The 18,085-nt window shown below is 73.6% G+C and carries 14 protein-coding genes and 1 pseudogene; all 15 read right to left on the reverse strand.

Features of this window, described 5'->3' with window-relative positions:
• Positions 1–357 precede the first annotated feature (357 nt).
• Positions 358–3,393: an AAA family ATPase gene (locus tag ACFVFS_RS27595; protein ID WP_380627402.1), complete on the reverse strand. Its 3,036-nt coding sequence runs from the start codon at positions 3,391–3,393 to the stop codon at positions 358–360.
• A 131-nt stretch (positions 3,394–3,524) separates the two neighbouring features.
• Complete coding sequence (locus ACFVFS_RS27600; RefSeq protein ID WP_380627403.1) at positions 3,525–3,686, reverse strand: hypothetical protein; 162 nt, start codon at positions 3,684–3,686, stop codon at positions 3,525–3,527.
• A gap of 252 nt (positions 3,687–3,938) precedes the next feature.
• Complete coding sequence (gene gatB / locus ACFVFS_RS27605) at positions 3,939–5,450, reverse strand: Asp-tRNA(Asn)/Glu-tRNA(Gln) amidotransferase subunit GatB (protein ID WP_380627404.1); 1,512 nt, start codon at positions 5,448–5,450, stop codon at positions 3,939–3,941.
• A 75-nt stretch (positions 5,451–5,525) separates the two neighbouring features.
• Positions 5,526–5,765, reverse strand: coding sequence for a hypothetical protein (locus ACFVFS_RS27610; RefSeq protein ID WP_355374523.1), 240 nt, complete (start codon positions 5,763–5,765; stop codon positions 5,526–5,528).
• Complete coding sequence (gene gatA, locus ACFVFS_RS27615; protein ID WP_380627406.1) at positions 5,762–7,270, reverse strand: Asp-tRNA(Asn)/Glu-tRNA(Gln) amidotransferase subunit GatA; 1,509 nt, start codon at positions 7,268–7,270, stop codon at positions 5,762–5,764. The genes ACFVFS_RS27610 and gatA overlap by 4 nt, the downstream gene beginning before the upstream one ends.
• A gap of 5 nt (positions 7,271–7,275) precedes the next feature.
• Positions 7,276–7,572, reverse strand: a complete 297-nt coding sequence (gene gatC, locus ACFVFS_RS27620; RefSeq protein ID WP_035845952.1) for an Asp-tRNA(Asn)/Glu-tRNA(Gln) amidotransferase subunit GatC — start codon at positions 7,570–7,572, stop codon at positions 7,276–7,278.
• A gap of 188 nt (positions 7,573–7,760) precedes the next feature.
• A pseudogene (locus ACFVFS_RS27625) lies at positions 7,761–9,416 on the reverse strand (putative bifunctional diguanylate cyclase/phosphodiesterase); the annotation flags it as partial.
• Positions 9,417–9,792: 376 nt separating this feature from the next.
• On the reverse strand, positions 9,793–12,189 hold the full coding sequence (gene ligA / locus ACFVFS_RS27630; protein WP_380627434.1) for an NAD-dependent DNA ligase LigA: 2,397 nt from the start codon (positions 12,187–12,189) through the stop codon (positions 9,793–9,795).
• A 24-nt stretch (positions 12,190–12,213) separates the two neighbouring features.
• Positions 12,214–13,224, reverse strand: a complete 1,011-nt coding sequence (locus ACFVFS_RS27635) for a methionine synthase (RefSeq protein ID WP_380627407.1) — start codon at positions 13,222–13,224, stop codon at positions 12,214–12,216.
• Positions 13,225–13,260: 36 nt separating this feature from the next.
• Positions 13,261–13,950 carry an SDR family oxidoreductase gene (locus ACFVFS_RS27640; RefSeq protein ID WP_380627408.1) on the reverse strand — a complete coding sequence of 230 codons (690 nt, stop codon included), beginning with the start codon at positions 13,948–13,950 and terminating at the stop codon, positions 13,261–13,263.
• A gap of 13 nt (positions 13,951–13,963) precedes the next feature.
• Positions 13,964–14,488, reverse strand: a complete 525-nt coding sequence (locus ACFVFS_RS27645) for a TIGR00730 family Rossman fold protein (protein WP_380627409.1) — start codon at positions 14,486–14,488, stop codon at positions 13,964–13,966.
• A gap of 56 nt (positions 14,489–14,544) precedes the next feature.
• A complete protein-coding gene (locus tag ACFVFS_RS27650; protein ID WP_380627410.1) occupies positions 14,545–15,102 on the reverse strand; it encodes a Uma2 family endonuclease in 558 nt (185 codons plus the stop codon).
• Between the two features lie 38 nt (positions 15,103–15,140).
• Positions 15,141–15,593, reverse strand: coding sequence for an NUDIX hydrolase (locus tag ACFVFS_RS27655; RefSeq protein WP_380627411.1), 453 nt, complete (start codon positions 15,591–15,593; stop codon positions 15,141–15,143).
• Between the two features lie 78 nt (positions 15,594–15,671).
• On the reverse strand, positions 15,672–16,811 hold the full coding sequence (mnmA, locus tag ACFVFS_RS27660) for a tRNA 2-thiouridine(34) synthase MnmA (protein ID WP_376091647.1): 1,140 nt from the start codon (positions 16,809–16,811) through the stop codon (positions 15,672–15,674).
• Positions 16,812–16,860: 49 nt separating this feature from the next.
• Positions 16,861–18,042: a cysteine desulfurase family protein gene (locus ACFVFS_RS27665; RefSeq protein WP_380627412.1), complete on the reverse strand. Its 1,182-nt coding sequence runs from the start codon at positions 18,040–18,042 to the stop codon at positions 16,861–16,863.
• Positions 18,043–18,085: the final 43 nt, after the last annotated feature.

The raw sequence follows: 18,085 nt of genomic DNA on the forward strand, positions 1-18,085 counted from the left end.
ACCGGCCGCGCGCCTGGTGGCCGTACGCGGTGACCTGGCGCCCCGTCAGGGCGGTGGCCCAGGGGACGGGGGGCCTGCCGGCCGTCCCGCCACACCGATGTTCCCGTTCGGGACCCTACACCACTTCGGTCACTCAATGAGACGCACACTCAACTTAGAGTAATGGTCCGGGGGTGGGGAATTGCGCCCGATTCCACCGGAACGGGCCGGTTGGCGGGGGCGCACGGAGGGGGGCTCACGCGGCGCGCACGGGAGCACGGGACGGCGCCCGGGCGGCACCGGACGATCCGGGGCGGGCGGGCCGGCCCGGCCGGTGCCGCGCGGCGGGTGGACGGGCGGCGGGCCGGCGGCGCCCGGTCAGCGGCCGGCGGGGGCCAGATCCTCGGGGAACAGCCGCAAGCGGTGCGCCAGCGCGGCGGCTTCGCCCCGGCCGGCCACCGCGAGCTTGCCCAGGATGTTGGAGACGTGCACGCTCGCCGTCTTCGGCGAGATGTACAGTTCCTCGGCGATCTGCCGGTTGGTGCGCCCCCGCGCGAGCAATCGGAGCACGTCCCGCTCACGGGGGGTGAGGCCGAAGGACTCCCCCGCCGGCGGCGTCACGGCGGGTGCCGGACGGCCCGCGACGACCGCCAGGCCCGCCCGCTCGGCCAGCGCGTCGATCTCGGCGCGCAGCCCGGCGTCCCCCCGGGCGGACGCCAGGTCCCGCGCCTCCCGCAGCAGTCCGGCCCCGGCCTCGCGGCGTCCGGCCAGCACCTCGGCCTCGCCGGCCCGCAGCAGGGCGAGCGCCAGCGGGTACGGCAGCCCGGTCGGGCGCAGCAGCTCCACCGCGGCGGCCCAGTGCGTCGGGGTGTCCGCCCCCTCGGCCCGGGCCAGCTCGCCCTCCAGCAGCCGGGCCCAGCCGTGGTGCAGCGGCGCCGTCGGGGTCAGCCCGGCCGCCACCTCGACGATCCGGGCCAGCACCGCGGCCCGGCCCTCCGCGGCCTCCGGCAGGCCCCGGCTGTCCGCCTCGGCGCCCGCGCCGTCCACCAGCAGCGGGAAGAAGTCGGCCAGGTAGCCGCAGGGGAAGTCCCCGGCCAGAGCGGCCAGCAGCTCGGCCCGGGCCTCCAGCGGGCGGCCCGCCAGGGCGGCGAGGCGCACCGCGAGCCGGCTGATCGGTACCGAGTGCTGGATCTGGCCGACCCGGTTGGCCGCCCGGGCCTGGGCGAGCAGCGCGGCGGCGCCGGCCAGGTCGCCGCGGAGCAGGGCCAGCTCGCCGCGCAGCCGGTCCAGGTACTCGGCGTGGGTGCCGGTCGGGCTGGTCAGGTCCCCCTCGGCGAGCACCAGTTCGGCCTCGTCGATCCGCCCGAGGTCCACCAGCGCCTCGGCGAGGTTCCCGGTCAGGATGGTGCCGATGTTGCGCTGCAGGCCGTTGTGGCGGGCCGAGTCCAGGCCCTCCCGGGCCAGGGCCGCGGCCTGCTCGGCCCGGCCGAGGCCGCGCAGCAGCGAGGAGAGGTTGTTGAGGCCGCGCAGCAGCAGGTCCGGCGCGCCCAGCCGGCGGCTCGCCTCGACCGCCGCGGTCAGCTGCGCCACCGCCGCCTCCGGGTCGGCGTCCAGGTCGTTGCGCAACCCGCCGAGCGTCATCAGGGCGTGCTGCTCGACGGCGTGCGCGCCCACCTCGCGGGCGATCCGGGCGGCCCGTTCGGCGAGCTCGACCAGCTCGGGGCGGGGGTTGGAGAGCATGCCCGCGCCGGCGCCGAGGGCGAACACCTCGGCCTGCACGGCGGACGGCGGCAGGTTCTCGACCAGCCGGTGCGCGTAGGCGATCTCCTCCTCGTCGCCGGAGCGGCGCAGATGGCCGAGCATCCGGGCCCGGTTGATCCGGAACCAGGCGGCGCGGGCCGGGTGTTCGGCCTCGTCGACGAGCTTGAGCGCCCGCTTCGCCAGGCTCAGTCCGCGCTCCCGGTCGCCGCTGCGGCGGGCCGCGACCACCGCCTCGGCCAGCACGTCGATCAGGCAGAGCCGGTCGCAGTCCTCGTCGTGGTGGTCGGCGTCGCAGGAGCACGGCGGATAGGTCTCGGCCCAGTCGTAGGGGCGCAGGGTGCCGGCCAGTTGATCGCCGGGCACCTCGTCCCACAGCTCCAGGGCCCGCTCCAGCATGCGCAGTTGCTCGGCGAAGGCGTTGCGGCGGCGGGCCGCGCGGGCGGCGTCCAGCGCGGTCGGCAGCGCCCGGGCCGGGTCGTGCGCGTGGTACCAGTAGTTGGCCAGCCGGGCCGGCCGGACGTCGGCGCCGACCAGCTGCGGCTCGGCCTCCAGGGCCTCGGCGAAGCGGCGGTTGATCCGGTGCCGCTCGCCGGGCAGCAGGTCGTCCGAGACCGCCTCGCGGACCAGCGCGTGCCGGAACCGGTAGCCGTCGCCGTCCGGGTCCGGGCGCAGGATGTTGGCGCCGACGGCGGCCCGCAGCGACCCGATCAGCCGCTCCTCGTCCTCCAGCACGGCGGCGAGCAGGGCGTGCTCGACGCAGGAGCCGCCCTCGGCGGCGAGCCGCAGCACCCGCTGGGTCTCCTCGTCCAGCGCCTCGACCCGGACCAGCAGGATGTCCCGCAGGGAGTCGGTGAGCCCGGTCGAACAGCCCTCCCGGAGGGCGGTGGCCAGCTCCTCGACGAAGAACGGATTGCCCTCGGAGCGCCGGTGGACCCGCTCGACCAGCTGCCGGTCGGGCGCGGCGGTGCCGAGGATGCCGGCCAGCTGGGCAGCCACCTCGCCGGGGCCGAAGCGCTCCAGCTCCAGCCTGCGCACCGTGCGCAGCCGCTCCAGCTCGGCCAGGAAGGGCCGCAGCGGGTGGCGGCGGTGCAGGTCGTCGCTGCGGTAGGTGGCGACCAGCAGGACGCGGGACCGGTGCAGGGTGCGGACCAGGTAGGCGAACAGCTCCCGGGTGGAGCGGTCGGACCAGTGCAGGTCCTCGACGGCGAGCACGAAAGTACGGTCCGTGCCGAGCCGTTCGAACAACCGCGCGGTGTGCTCGAACAGCCGGGCCCGGCCGTACTCGTTGTTGGGTTCGCCGTCGGCCTCGCCGAAGTCGGGCAACAGCCGGGCGAGATGGCCCTCCATCCCGGCGGCGGCGCTCTCCAGCTCGACGCCCAGGCAGCGGTGCAGCCGGCGCAGCGCGGTGGAGAGCGGCGCGTACGGCAGCCCCTCCGCACCGACCTCCAGGCAGCCGCCGTCGGTGGTGAGCACGCCCTGGTCGTCGGCCCGGCGCAGGAACTCCTCCAGCAGCCGGGTCTTGCCGACGCCCGCCTCGCCGCCGATCAGCACGGTCTGCGGCTCGCCGCGCCCGGCCCGGCGCAGCGCGTCCGCCAGGTCGGTGAGCTCCGGGTCGCGGCCGACGAAGACGGGGCTCACCGAGTTCTGCTGCATGGAGGCGAGCATGCCACAAGGCCCCTGCGCGTTCCGAGGGGTTATCGCGCCGGGCGAACGCCCGGAGGGGGAGGCGCTCCCCTGTCGCGCCTCCCCCTCCGTTCCCCGCTCGGCACCGCGGTGCCGGTCCGTCAGCATTCGCCGGGGCGCACGGCGCGCCGCTGGATGCGCAGGCCGACGTTCGGCCGCCATCCGGTGCGCTCGGCGCCCTTCGCCGCGCGGACCAGGCGCTCGTGCTCGGCCTGGGCCCGGAGTTCGCGTTCCTGCTGCTTGATGAGCTCGTACTCGATCACGGTGGTTCCCCTGGTTCTTCGTCGCTTCCGTCTGCTGAGTAGAGACTCCTCTCCCAGGGGGGTGGCCGGCATCGGCAGGCTTCCGGATCTTCCGGGGCGTGCCCGCCTTAGACACCCGCCGGAGGAGACGGCGAAGGCCCGGCCTCACCCCTGTGCGGGGTAAGACCGGGCCTCAGGCGGCTAAGTAGGCCTTAGAGCGCCTTGGACACCTTGGAAACTCAGGCGCAGACGCCCGGCTTCTCCAGCGTGTGCCTACTGTCCCTCCACGGCGAGCCGCTCCAGGATCAGGTCCTTGACGCGGGCCGCGTCGGCCTGGCCGCGGGTGGCCTTCATGACCGCGCCGACCAGCGCGCCGACCGCGGCGACCTTGCCGTCGCGGATCTTGGCGGCGACCGCCTCGTTCTCGGCGATGGCCTGGTCGACCGCGGCGCCCAGCGCGGAGTCGTCCGAGACGACGGCCAGGCCGCGCTTCTCGACGATCTCGTCCGGCTCGCCCTCGCCGGCCAGCACGCCCTCGATGACCTGGCGGGCCAGCTTGTCGTTCAGCTTGCCCTCGGCGACCAGCGCGGTGACCCGGGCGACCTGCGCCGGGGTGATCGGCTGCTCGGTCAGCTCGGTGCCGGTCTCGTTGGCGCGCCGGGCCAGCTCGCCCATCCACCACTTGCGGGCCTGGTCGGCCGGGGCGCCGGCGGCGATGGTCTCCTGGATCGGCTCGACGGCGCCGGCGTTCAGCACCGACTGCATGTCCTTGTCCGACAGGCCCCACTCGGCCTGCAGCCGGGCCCGGCGCACGCGCGGCAGCTCGGGCAGCGCGGCGCGCAGCTCCTCGACCCACGCGCGGGACGGCGCGATCGGCACCAGGTCCGGCTCCGGGAAGTACCGGTAGTCCTCGGCGTTGTCCTTGATCCGGCCGGAGGTGGTGGAGCCGTCGTCCTCGTGGAAGTGCCGGGTCTCCTGGATGATGGTGCCGCCGTCGGTCAGCACCGTGGCGTGCCGCTGGATCTCGAACCGGGCGGCCCGCTCGACGCTGCGCAGCGAGTTGACGTTCTTGGTCTCCGAGCGGGTGCCGAAGGTCTCGGTGCCGTTCGGGCGCAGCGACAGGTTGACGTCGCAGCGCATCTGGCCCTTGTCCATCCGGGCCTCGGAGACGCCCAGCGAGCGGATCAGCTCGCGCAGCTCGGCGACGTACGCGCGGGCGACCTCGGGGGCCCGCTCGCCGGCGCCGGTGATCGGCTTGGTGACGATCTCGATCAGCGGGATGCCGGCCCGGTTGTAGTCCAGCAGCGAGTGGGTGGCGCCGTGGATGCGGCCGGTCGCGCCACCGACGTGGCTGGACTTGCCGGTGTCCTCCTCCATGTGGGCGCGCTCGATCTCCACGCGGAAGGTCGAGCCGTCCTCCAGCTGCACGTCGAGGTAGCCGTTGAAGGCGATCGGCTCGTCGTACTGCGAGGTCTGGAAGTTCTTCGGCATGTCCGGGTAGAAGTAGTTCTTCCGCGCGAACCGGCACCACTCGGCGATCTCGCAGTTCAGCGCCAGGCCGATCTTGACGGCCGACTCCACGCCCACCGCGTTGACCACCGGCAGCGAGCCCGGCAGCCCCAGGCAGGTCGGGCAGACCTGGCTGTTCGGCTCGGCACCCAGCTCGGTCGAACAACCGCAGAACATCTTGGTCTTGGTACCGAGCTCGACGTGGACCTCCAGGCCCATCACCGGGTCGTACGACGCGAGAGCGTCCTCGTAGGAGACCAGGTTCTTGACGCTCACAGCGTCCCCTTCACTCAAAAAGTCTTCGGTGGTGCGGGTCCGGCCGGTACCGCGGTACCGGCCGGACCCCACGGGCTAGCCCAGCAGGACGTCGTCGTCGCCGAGGCGGCGCAGCTCGCGTACCAGCAGGGCGGTGCCGGTGACCAGGGCGGCGGCGCCGATCAGGGCGTTGACGAGCTTGAGGGTGTCGCTCTCGTCGCGGGCCTTGCGGACGTCCTTCACGATGGAGATCGCGCCGAACGTGCTGGTCCCGATGGACAGCCACAGCCCGGGCTTCGAGTGCTTGAAGCCCTTGGCCTTCTCGATCTTGCTCACAGTGCCGGTGCCTCCTCCAGCAGGGTGTGCCCCCACTTGTCGTTGAGTGCGGCCTCGACGGCGCCGCCCACGCGGTACAGGCGGTCGTCCGCCATCGCGGGTGCGATGATCTGCAGGCCGACCGGGAGATTGTCCTCCGGGGCCAGACCGCAGGGCAGCGACATGGCCGCGTTGCCCGCCAGGTTGGACGGAATCGTGCAGAGGTCGGCCAGATACATCGCCATCGGGTCGTCGGCGCGCTCGCCGATCGGGAAGGCGGTGGTCGGCGTGGTCGGCGAGACCAGGACGTCCACGCCGGCGAAGGCGGCGTCGAAGTCACGGGAGATCAGCGTGCGCACCTTCTGGGCCGAGCCGTAGTAGGCGTCGTAGTAGCCCGAGGAGAGCGCGTAGGTGCCGAGGATGATGCGGCGCTTGACCTCGGGACCGAAGCCGGCCTCGCGGGTCAGGGCGGTGACGTCCTCGGCGGAGCGGGTGCCGTCGTCGCCGACCCGCAGGCCGTAGCGCATCGCGTCGAAGCGGGCCAGGTTGGACGAGGCCTCGCTGGGCGCGATCAGGTAGTACGCGGGCAGCGCCAGGGTGAACGACGGGCAGGAGACCTCGACGACCTCGGCGCCCAGCTCGCGCAGCAGCTCCACCGACTCGTTGAAGCGCTGCATGACGCCGGCCTGGTAGCCCTCGCCCGCGAACTCCTTCACCACGCCGATCCGCATGCCGCGGACGTCGCGCATCCGGGCGGCCTCGACCACGGCCGGGACCGGCGCGTCGATCGAGGTGGAGTCCAGCGGGTCGTGGCCGGCGATGGCCTCGTGCAGCAGCGCCGCGTCCAGCACGGTCCGGGCGCACGGGCCGCCCTGGTCCAGGCTGCTGGAGAAGGCCACCAGGCCGTAGCGGGAGACCGAGCCGTAGGTCGGCTTCACGCCGACCGTGCCGGTGACCGCGCCGGGCTGGCGGATCGAGCCGCCGGTGTCGGTGCCGATCGCCAGCGGGGCCTCGAAGGCGGCCAGCGCGGCCGCCGAACCGCCGCCGGAGCCGCCGGGGATCCGGGAGAGGTCCCACGGGTTGCCGGTGGTGCCGTAGGCGGAGTTCTCGGTGGAGGAGCCCATCGCGAACTCGTCCATGTTGGTCTTGCCGAGGATGACGACGCCGGCGTCCTTGAGCCGCGAGGTCAGGGTGGCGTCGTACGGCGGGATCCAGCCCTCAAGGATCTTCGAGCCGCAGGTGGTCGGCACGCCCTTGGTGGTGAAGACGTCCTTCAGCGCCAGCGGGACGCCGGCCAGCGGGCCCAGCTCCTCGCCCTTGGCGCGCTTCTCGTCGACGGCCCGGGCCGCGCCGAGCGCGCCCTCGGTGTCGACGTGCAGGAAGGCGTTGACCTTCTCGTCGACGGCCTGGATGCGGTCCAGGTGCGCCTGCGCGACCTCGACGGCGGAGACCTCGCCCTTGGCGATGGCGGTGGCCGTCTCGGCGGCGGTCCACTTGATGATGGGGGTGGGGATCAGGTCGGTCATCTCGGTCAGTCCTCCCCGAGGATCTGGGGAACGCGGAAACGCTGCTCCTCGGCGGCCGGGGCGCCGGCCAGTGCCTGCTCCGGGGTGAGCGACGGCCGGACCTCGTCCGCGCGCATGACGTTGGTCAGCGGCAGCGGGTGGGAGGTGGGCGGGACGTCCTGTCCGGCGACCTCGGAAACGCGGGCGACCGCGCCGATGATCACGTCGAGCTGCTCGGCGAAGTGGTCCAGCTCTTCGGCCTGCAACTCAAGACGCGACAGCCGAGCGAGGTGGGCGACCTCCTCGCGCGTGATGCCAGGCATGCAGCGATCCTCAGGGTGAGTTCTGGTGAGGCCCGGATCCGCCGTCGGGCGGCCCCGGGCCCGGGCCGGGAGCGGCCTGTCCGGCGCTCCCGTCCTCGTGGTCTGTGGCCCCCATCCTATGGGGCACGGCCGGGCCACCGGCCAACGACCAGCGGTGGGCGCGGGTCACCCCCGCCGCGCGGCGCCGCTCACTGCGGGCGGGTCGGCGCCCAACGCTGCTGCTGGGGCGCCTGGATCTCCACCGCGGCGGCCTGCACCGCCTGCGCCACCGGCGGCAGCGCGGGCTTGATCACCGGCGGCAGCCGGTCGGCGGAGGCGGCCGCGAGCCGCTCCACCGGCGGGGCTCCGGTGCGGTGCACCCGCAGCCAGGCGGTGGCCTGCTCGGCCGGCAGCGCCGCCGAGACCAGCCAGCCCTGCACCGCGTCCACGCCCATGCAGTTCAGCCGCTCCCAGGTCTCGTCGTCCTCGACGCCCTCGGCGACCACGGTCAGGCCGAGCGAGTGGGCCAGCTCGACCGAGCAGCGGACCACCGCCGCGTCGTGGTCGTCGGCGACCATCCGGGAGACGAAGGAGCGGTCGATCTTCAGCTCGCCGACCGGCAGGCTGCGCAGCCGCACCAGCGAGGAGTGGCCGGTCCCGAAGTCGTCCAGGGACATCCCGACCCCGTAGCCGCGCAGTTCGGCGAGGGTGTCGGCGGCCCGCCGGGAGTCGTCCAGCAGCAGCCGCTCGGTGATCTCCAGCTGGAGCGCGTGGGCCGGCACCTGGTGGCGCACGAGGTGGCCGGCGACCCGCTGGGCGAAGCCGGGGTTGAGCACGTCGCGCGGCGAGACGTTCACCGCGACCTGTACCTGCAGGCCCTGCTCGCGCCAGTGGGCGAGCTGCCCGACGGCGGCCTCCAGCACGTAGTCGGTGAGCCGGGGCATCAGGCCGCTCGACTCGGCGAGGCCGACGAACTCGTCCGGCGAGACCCGGCCCTGGCCGGGGCGCTCCCAGCGCAGCAGCGCCTCCAGCCCGACCACCCGGCCGTCGAAGGCGACCTTGGGCTGGTAGTGCAGCTGCACCTCGCCGGTCTCCAGGGCCCGCCGCAGGTCGCCCAGCAGGCCGATCCGGTACGGCGTGTCGGCGTCCTGCGCCTCGTCGTACTGTTCGACCGAGGTGCGCTCGTGCTGGGCGTGGCCCATCGCGACGTCGGCGCGGCGCAGCAGCGACTCGGCGTCCTGGGCGTGCTGGGGGAAGACGCAGACCCCCGCACTGGCCTCCAGGACGAGCAGCAGGCCGTCGAGGCGGATCGGCGCGGCCAGTTCGGCGATCAGCGCCTTGGCCACCTTCTCCAGCGAGTCCGGGCAGCCGATGCCGGGCAGCAGCACGGCGAACTCGTCGCCGCCCATCCGGGCCACCATCGGGCGGCCGCGGTAGTGCCGGGGCAGTCCGGCGAAGACGTCGTCGATGGACTCGCGGGTGGCGCTGCCGGCCGCCCCGCCGGAGCGCAGGGCCCGGTGCAGCCGGCGGGCGATGTGGACGAGCAGCCGGTCGCCGGCGGTGTGGCCGAGGGTGTCGTTGAGCGACCGGAAGCGGTCGAGGTCGAGCAGGATCAGACCGACGCTGTACCCCTCGGAGTGCTCGGCGATCGCCTCCTGGGCCGCGATGAGTAACGCCTGGCGGTTGGGCAGGTCGGTCAGGGGATCGGTCAGCTGGTCGCGCGCCCGGTCCCGGGCGATCCGCCAGGCGGCGACCAGGACGGCCAGCGGCACCGCGAACAGCGGCAGCAGCTCCGCTTCGTAGCGGTAGACCAGCACGGCCAGCGGGATGAGCGGCGCCGCGCCGGCCAGCAGCACGCCGAGCAGCAGGACGGCCCCCGCCACCCCCTGCGGCGGGCGTGTGGGCGCGCCGCCGGTCGTACGATCCATAAGCCCTGTCCTCCGTCGGGCCCGCCCCGTCAGGCCGCCTAGCGGTGAGGCACCGTACCGGTACCGGCAGCCTGCCGGGCATGGAGCGGCCCCGTGGGGCCCGGCTCAGCCGGTGCCCCCACCCCTGCTGACACTCTGTTGCGCTCCAGGGTATGCGCGGCCTCACCCGACGGGCAGACTTTCGGACAACCGGACATACGCCACCGAGCGCCCGGTGCCGCGCAGTGACACGATGCCCGATAACACTGTGCGGCAACGGGTGACGTTGCATCAGGACGATAACAAGCCGGATTCGGTGCTTCCGCGCGCGGGGTCAGCCCTCGGCGGGCTCCTCGGCCGCGTCCTCGGCCGACTGCTCGGCGGCGTCCTCAGCGGCCTCCTCGGCGGGCTGCTGCTCCGCCCCGTCCGCGTCCTTCTTCGCGGCGGCCCTCCTCTTCGCGGGCGCCTTCCTCACCGGCTCCTCCGGCGGCTCCGGCGGCAGCCCCAGGTGGACCCGGGCGGCGGCCGGGCCCTGCTCCAGCAGGACCGCGAAGCCCGCGTCGTCCAGGACCGGCAGACCCAGCTGGACGGCCTTGTCGTACTTGGAACCGGGGTTGTCCCCGGCGACCACGAAGTGGGTCTTCTTCGACACCGAACCGGTCACCTTCGCGCCCCGCGAGGTCAGCGCCTCCTTGGCGCCGTCCCGGGTGTGCCCGGCCAGGGTGCCGGTGACGACCACCGTCAGCCCCTCCAGCGGGCGCTCGCCCTCCTCCTCCGTCGCCTCCTCGGTGAAGCGCACGCCGGCGGCGCGCCACTTCTCGACGATCTCCCGGTGCCAGTCCACCTGGTACCACTCGATGATCGACCGCGCGGTGCCCGCGCCGACGCCCTCGGTGGCGGCCAGCCGCTCCTCGCTCGCCGCGAAGATCGCGTCCAGGTCGCGGAACTCCCGGGCGAGGTCCTGGGCGGCCACCGGGCCGACGTGCCGGATCGAGAGGCCGTTGAGGAAGCGCCAGAGCGGACGGTCCTTGGCCTTCTCGATGTTCTCCAGCATCAGGCCGGTGTTCTTCTTCGGCGCACCGGCGGTGGTGGCGAAGAAGAACACCTCCTTCTCCTCGCCGGTCTCGTCGTCGAGCTTCGGCATGCCGGTCTTCTGGTCGCGCACCAGCACCTTGATCGGGAGCAGCTGCTCGACCGTCAGGCCGAAGATGTCGCCCTCGTTGCCCACCGGCGCCTCGGTCGGCTCCAGCGGCTGGGTCAGCGCGGTGGCGGCGACGTAGCCGAGGCCCTCGATGTCCAGCGCCGAGCGCCCGCCGAGGAAGGCGATCCGTTCACGGATCTGGGCCGGGCAGTACCGCGCGTTGGGGCAGCGCAGGTCGATGTCCCCCTCGGCCATCGGCCGCAGCTCGCTGTCGCACTCGGGGCAGTGCGAGGGCATCACGAAGGCCTGCTCGGTGCCGTCGCGCAGGTCGTACACCGGGCCGAGGATCTCCGGGATCACGTCGCCGGCCTTGCGCAGCACCACGGTGTCGCCGAGCAGGACGTCCTTGGCCTTGACGATCTCCTGGTTGTGCAGCGTCGCGTACTGCACCATCGAGCCGGCCACCTTCACCGGCTCGGCGAGCACCGCGTACGGGGTGGCCCGGCCGGTGCGGCCGATGCCGACCTTGATCGCGGCCAGCTTCCCGGTGACCTCCTCCGGCGGGTACTTCCAGGCGATCGCCCAGCGCGGGGACTTCGAGGTGGAGCCGAGCCGGCCCTGCAGGGCGATCTCGTCCACCTTGACGACCACGCCGTCGATCTCGTGCTCGACCGAGTGCCGCTGCTCGCCGAAGTGCTTGATGAACGCCCGCACCTCGTCCAGCGTGCCGACCACCCGGTTGTGCCGCGCGGTCGGCAGGCCCCACCCGTGCAGCAGGTCGTAGGCGTGCGACTGGCAGTCGATGTCGAAGCCGGAGCGCGCGCCGATGCCGTGCACCACCATGTGCAGCGGGCGGGAGGCGGTGACCAGCGGGTCCTTCTGGCGCAGCGAGCCGGCCGCGGCGTTGCGCGGGTTCATGAACAGCCGGATCATCGCCCGGGGCCGCTTGCCCTCCTCGGCGCGCTCCTCGTTCTCCACCCGGCGGCGCTCGTTCTCCTCCGCGAAGGAGGCGTTGAGCGCCTCGAAGGCCTCGGTCGGGAAGTACACCTCGCCGCGGATCTCCACCAGCTCCGGGACGTTGTCGCCCTGGAGCCGGTGCGGGATCTCCTTGATGGTGCGGACGTTGGCGGTGATGTCCTCGCCGACCCGGCCGTCGCCGCGGGTCGCCGCCTGCACCAGCCGGCCGTTCTCGTAGGTGAGGTTGACGGCGAGGCCGTCCACCTTGAGCTCGCACAGGTAGTGGTGGTCGATCCCGGCCAGCTCGCCGGCGACCCGCTCGGCCCAGGCGGCGAGCTCCTCGTCGTCCATCGCGTTGTCCAGGCTGAGCAGCCGCTCCCGGTGCTCGACCGGGGCGAACAGCAGGGTCGGCGCGCCGCCGACCTTCTGCGAGGGCGACTCCGGGGTGACCAGCGCCGGGTGCTCGGCCTCCAGCCCCTCCAGCTCGCGCATCAGCGCGTCGAACCCGGCGTCGCTGACGACCGGAGCGTCCTGCTCGTAGTAGCGGGCCCGGTGGTCGGTGATCTCGGCCGCCAGCTCGGCGTGCCGCTTGCGCACCTCCGCCGGAACGTCCTCCCAGCCCTCGACAGCCACCACCGCAAGCCCTCCGTCAATCTCTCATTCCGGGTTGTCCACCAGGCTCCGGGCCGCCTTCACGCTGAGTGACAGCGCCGCGCGCGCATGGGACGGGGAGGCCCCGGCCAGCCCGCAGGTCGGCGTCACCAGCACACGACGGCCCAGCAGCTCCGGGGCGAACCCGAGCCTGCGCCACAACGTCCTGACACCCTGGACACTACCGGCCGGGTCGGACAGTGCCTGGTCGGTGGAGGGGACGACACCGGCGAAGATCACGGTGCCGGCCTCGACCGCCTCGCCGAGGGCGTCGTCCTCACGCTCGGTCAGCAGCGAGAAGTCCACCGAGACGCCCGCCACCCCGGCCCGGCGCAGCAGCGGCAGCGGCACCCGGGGCGAGCAGCAGTGCACCACGACGGGCGCGTCGAGCCCGCGGACCAGCTCCCGCAGCGCCTCCTCGGCGATCTGCCGGTCGACCGCCCGCAGCCGCTGGAACCCGCTGGCGGTCTTCACCTCGCCGGCCAGCACGGCGGGCAGCAGGGGCTCGTCCAGCTGGAGCACCACCTCCGCGCCGGGCACCCGCTTGCGGACGTCGGCGAGGTGGCGGCGCAGGCCCTCGGTCAGCGAGCCCGCGATGTCCCGGCAGGCGCCGGGGTCGGCGAGCGCCTTCTCGCCGTGCTTGAGCTCGACGGACGCCGCCAGCGTCCACGGACCGACCGCCTGGACCTTCAGCGCGCCCCGGTAGTCCTGGGTGAACTCCTCCAGCGCGTCGAGGTCCTCGCCGAGCCAGGAGTGGGCCCGCCGGGTGTCCCGGCCGGGGCGGTCGGCGAAGCGCCAGCCGCTCGGCTCGGTCTGCGCGAACAGCTCGACCAGCAGACCGGCGGAGCGGCCGATCATGTCGGCGCCCGGCCCGCGGGCGGGCAGCTCCGGCAGGAACGGCAGGTGCTCCAGCGCGCCGGTGGAGGTCCTGGCGGCCTCCCGGGCGTCGGTGCCGGGCAGCGAGCCGACGCCGGTGGCGGCGCCGACCAGGTCGGGGAAGGGGTGTCCGTTGCTCACCCGTCCGAGCCTAGTGCGCCGCCACCGCGCCTCCGCTCAGCGTCCGGGGCGGACCGTGATGTCGGTGATCTCCGCGTCCCGGGAGGCGTCCAGCGCCGCCAGGACCGCCTTCGCCACCGACTCCGGCTCGATCCACTGCCCGGCGTCGTACTGCTTGCCCTCCTGCTGGTGCACCTTGACCTGCATCGCGGTGGCGGTCCGGCCCGGGTACACCGAGGTGACCCGCACGCCGTTGCCGTGCTCCTCCAGCCGCAGCGCGTCCGCGAGCGCCTTCAGCCCGTGCTTGCTCGCCGCGTACGCCGACCACTCGGCGCTCGCCCGCAGCCCGGCGCCGGAGTTCACGAACACCACGTGCCCCTTCACCAGCCGCACCGAGGGCAGCAGCAGCCGGGTCAGCTCGGCGGGGGCGACCAGGTTGACGTTCAGGGTGTCCTGCCAGGCCTTGACCGGCAGCTCGCCGACCGGGCCCAGCTCGACCGTGCCGGCCACGTGCAGCACCGAGTCCAGCTCGACCGGCAGCGTCTGGTGCCCGAAGGCCCAGGACAGCTTGCCCGGGTCGCCGAGGTCGCCGACCAGGGTCCTCGCGCCGGGGAAGCGCTCGCGCAGCTCGGCGGCGCGGCGGGCGTCGCGGGCCAGCAGCCAGAGCTCGTCGCCGCGCTCGGCGAGACGTTCGGCGAGGACGGCGCCGATGCCGGAGCCGGCGCCGGTGATCAGATGAGTGGCCATGCCCCCGATCCTCTCAGGCCTTGAGCTGCTGGAAGACCTCGGCCGGGGTGTCGGCGAAGCCGACCAGCTCGGCCAGCGGGCGGGGCAGGAAGCCCTCCGCGTCCATCCGCTCCAGCTGAGTGCGCAGGCCCGCGTAGAAGCCCTCGGTGTCCAGCACGACCACCGGCTTGTCGTGCAGCGCGTGCTTCTTGAGCTCCAGCACCTCGGTCACCTCGTCCAGCGTGCCCAGTCCGCCGACCAGCACGACCACCGCGTCCGCGCGGGACAGCAGCATCGCCTTGCGCTCCGCGAGGTCGGCGGTGGTGACCAGCTCGTCGGCGCCCTCGTAGGCCTTGTGCTTCAGGAACTCGACGGATATCCCGACCAGCCGCCCGCCGGCCGCCTTCACCCCGTCCGCCAGCTCCCCCATCAGCCCGGCGTTCGACCCGCCCCACACCAGCGTGTGACCCCCCTCACCGAGGAGCCGGGCGAACTCGGCGGCGGGGGCGGAGTAGCGGTCGTCGAGCGAGGCGGCGGAGCAGAAGACGCAGATATTCATAGTGGTATCCGGTCTATCACGCCCCCGCGCCCCCGCTCACCGCCTTTTCCGCCGCCTCAGCCCTTGTAGGGCACCAGCGCCGCGAGGCCCAGCGTGAACCCGAAGGGCTCCGGAATGTGGATCTCGTCGCCGAACTTCCGGTCGCTGCGGGTGTGGTACCGGTCGTGGTCCGGCTCGGAGAACAGAGTCACCGTGTGCTGGCGCGGATCCACGATCAGATAGAGCGGGACGCGCATCACGGCGTAGTCGTGCAGCTTGTCCATCCAGTCGTTGCCCGGGTTCGACGGCGAGACGATCTCCACCGCGATCAGCGCCTCAGCGGCCGGCGCCCGGTTCCCCGGCCCGGAGAGCACCTCCAGTGGTAGGTAGGTGAGGTCCGGCTCACGCCCCTTGGAGACATCCGGGCTGACGATCTCACTGCGCTCGCTGGGGAGATAGCCATCCGGGGCATGGCGCTCGAACTGCCTTCGCACCTGGGCGATGTTGAGCTGGTGGATGTTCGACGGCGACGCCTGCATGATCAGCGTGTCTCCGGACCACTCGATCCGGACGCCCTCCGGAGCGATCCGCTCCAGCTCCTCGATGAAATCACGATGCTGCTCGTAGAAGCTCATGCCGTCCCCTCCGGGTACCTGGGCGCATCCAACAACAGCTAGCCAAGCAGACGCCGCCCGTCATGCGCTCGCACGACCGGCGCGGCGCTGTCCCGGAGCGCGTCCAGCACGCGCACCGCGTACACCTCGGCCATGCGGTCGGAGACCTCGCCCGGCGTGAGCCAGTCGACGGCGGTCGACTCCTCCGAGAGCCGCTCGCTCCCGCTCTCCGGTCGGCAACGGAAGACCAAGGCGACGATTCCGCGGCTCACGTTCTTGTAGACGCCCGTCAGCCGCTCCACACCGGCCTTGATGCCGGTCTCCTCGAACACCTCGCGCCGCACGCCGTCCTCAACGGCCTCCGTCATCTCCAGCACTCCACCCGGCGGCTCCCAGGTCCCCTTGTCGGCCCGCCGGATCGCCAGCACCCGGCCGTCCTCCCGCACCACCACCCCGGCGACGGACACCGAATGGAGCGGCGTTGACTGGGAGTTCCCGGCGCTGTCACTCATGTGATGATCAACCACTCCCGTTGAACGCCGCCCGCGCCGCCGGGTCGGCGGCGCGGGCGGTGGCGACCGAGTCGGGGCTCAGACGGTGACGGCCGGGCGGTGGGTGGTGGCGATGGTGGCGGAGCCGACGACGCGGGGGCCGTCGTAGAGGACGACGGCCTGGCCGGGGGCGATGCCGCGGGCCGGGGTGTCGAGGGTGACGTGGAGGGTGTCGTCGACGACCGAGGCGGAGACGGGCACCTCCTCGCCGTGGGCCCGCAGCTGGGCGGTGTAGCGGCCGTCGGCCACCGGCTCGGTGCCGCACCAGCGGGGGCGGACGGCGGTGAGGGCGGTGACGTCCAGGCCCTCGACGGGGCCGACGGTGACGGTGTTGTTCACCGGGGAGATGTCGAGCACGTAGCGCGGCTTGCCGTCGGCGGCCGGGCGGCCGATCCGCAGGCCCTTGCGCTGGCCGATGGTGAAGCCGTACGCGCCGTCGTGCTCGCCGAGCTTGGTGCCGTCGACGTCCAGGATGTCGCCGGTCGCGGTGCCCAGGTGCTTGGCCAGGAAGCCCTGGGTGTCGCCGTCCGCGATGAAGCAGATGTCGTGCGAGTCCGGCTTCTTGGCCACGGCCAGGCCGCGCCGCTCGGCCTCCTCGCGGATGACGTCCTTGGTGGTGTCGCCCAGCGGGAAGAGCGAGTGGGCGAGCTGCTCGGCGTCCAGCACGCCGAGCACGTAGGACTGGTCCTTGGCCGCGTCCACCGCGCGGTGCAGCTCGCGCGAGCCGTCCGGGAGGTCGACGATCCGCGCGTAGTGGCCGGTGCAGACCGCGTCGAAGCCCAGCGCGATCGCCTTGTCCAGCAGCGCGGCGAACTTGATCTTCTCGTTGCAGCGCAGGCACGGGTTGGGCGTGCGGCCGGCCGCGTACTCGGCGACGAAGTCGTCGATGACGTCCTCGCGGAAGCGCTCGGCGAGGTCCCAGACGTAGAACGGGATACCGATCACATCGGCGGCGCGGCGCGCGTCCCGGGAGTCCTCGATGGTGCAGCAGCCGCGCGCGCCGGTCCGGAAGGACTGCGGGTTGCTGGAGAGCGCCAGGTGCACGCCGGTCACCTCGTGCCCGGCTTCGACGGCGCGGGCGGCGGCGACGGCGGAGTCCACCCCGCCGGACATCGCCGCGAGCACGCGCAGGCGGCCAGTGGCGGACGGAGCGGTCGGGGCACCCGGGAAGTCAGTCATGATGCATCCAAGCGTACGTGCTGCCGCCCGGCATTCCGCCGGGGTTTCCTCAGCGCCGCACGGCCGCCAGGCCGGCGTTGCGGGCGCGCTGGACGGCCGGGGCGATGACCTCGGAGAGGGTGGTCACATCGGCCCGGGTGGAGGTGTGGCCGAGCGAGAAGCGCAGCGAGGCGCGGGCCAGCAGCGGGTCGACGCCCATCGCCAGCAGCACGTGGCTGGGCTGCGGGACGCCGGCCGAGCAGGCCGAGCCGGTGGAGCACTCGATGCCCTGGGCGTCGAGCAGCATCAGCAGGGCGTCGCCCTCGCAGCCGGGGAAGGAGAAGTGGGCGTTGGCGGGCAGCCGTCCCTCCCCCGCCGGGTCGCCGTTGAGCACCGCGTCCGGGACGGCGGCCAGCACCGAGGCGACCAGTTCGTCGCGGAGCGCGCCCAGCGTGACGGCGTGCTCCGCACGCCGCTCGACGGCGACGGCCGCCGCGGCGGCGAAGCCCGCGGCGCCGGGAGCGTCCAGGGTGCCGGAGCGGACGTCGCGCTCCTGGCCGCCGCCGTGCAGCAGCGGCACGGGCGTCGCCCCGCGCGACAGCAGCAGCGCGCCGATGCCGAACGGGCCGCCGATCTTGTGGCCGGTGACGGTGAGCGCGGTGAGTCCGGAGTCGGCGAAGGACACCGGGACCTGGCCGAGCGCCTGCACCGCGTCGGCGTGCACCGGGATGCCGTACTCGGCGGCCACCGCGGCGAGTTCGGCGACCGGCTGGACGGTGCCGACCTCGTTGTTGGCCCACATCACGGTGACCAGCGCGACCGAGGCCGGGTCGCGCTCGATCGCCTCGCGCAGCGCCGCCGGGTGGACCCGGCCGAGCGCGTCCACCGGCAGGTAGTCGACGGTGGCGCCCTCGTGCTCGGCGAGCCAGTGCACCGCGTCCAGCACGGCGTGGTGCTCCACCGGGCTGCACAGCACCCGGGTACGGGCCGGATCGGCGCCGCGGCGGGCCCAGTACAGGCCCTTGACGGCCAGGTTGTCGGACTCGGTGCCGCCACCGGTCAGCACGATCTCGCTGGGCCGGGCGCCGAGCGACTCGGCCAGCGACTCACGGGCCTCCTCGACCACCCGGCGGGCCCGACGGCCGGCCGCGTGCAGGGAGGAGGCGTTGCCGACGACCCCCAGGTGCGCCGTCATCGCGGCGATCGCCTCGGGCAGCATCGGCGTGGTCGCCGCATGGTCCAGGTATGGCATAACCATCCGATTGTAGAGGCCCCCCGGCTCGCACCGGACCGGC

This window comes from Kitasatospora sp. NPDC057692 (assembly GCF_042799475.1).
Taxonomy (GTDB): Bacteria; Actinomycetota; Actinomycetes; order Streptomycetales; family Streptomycetaceae; genus Kitasatospora.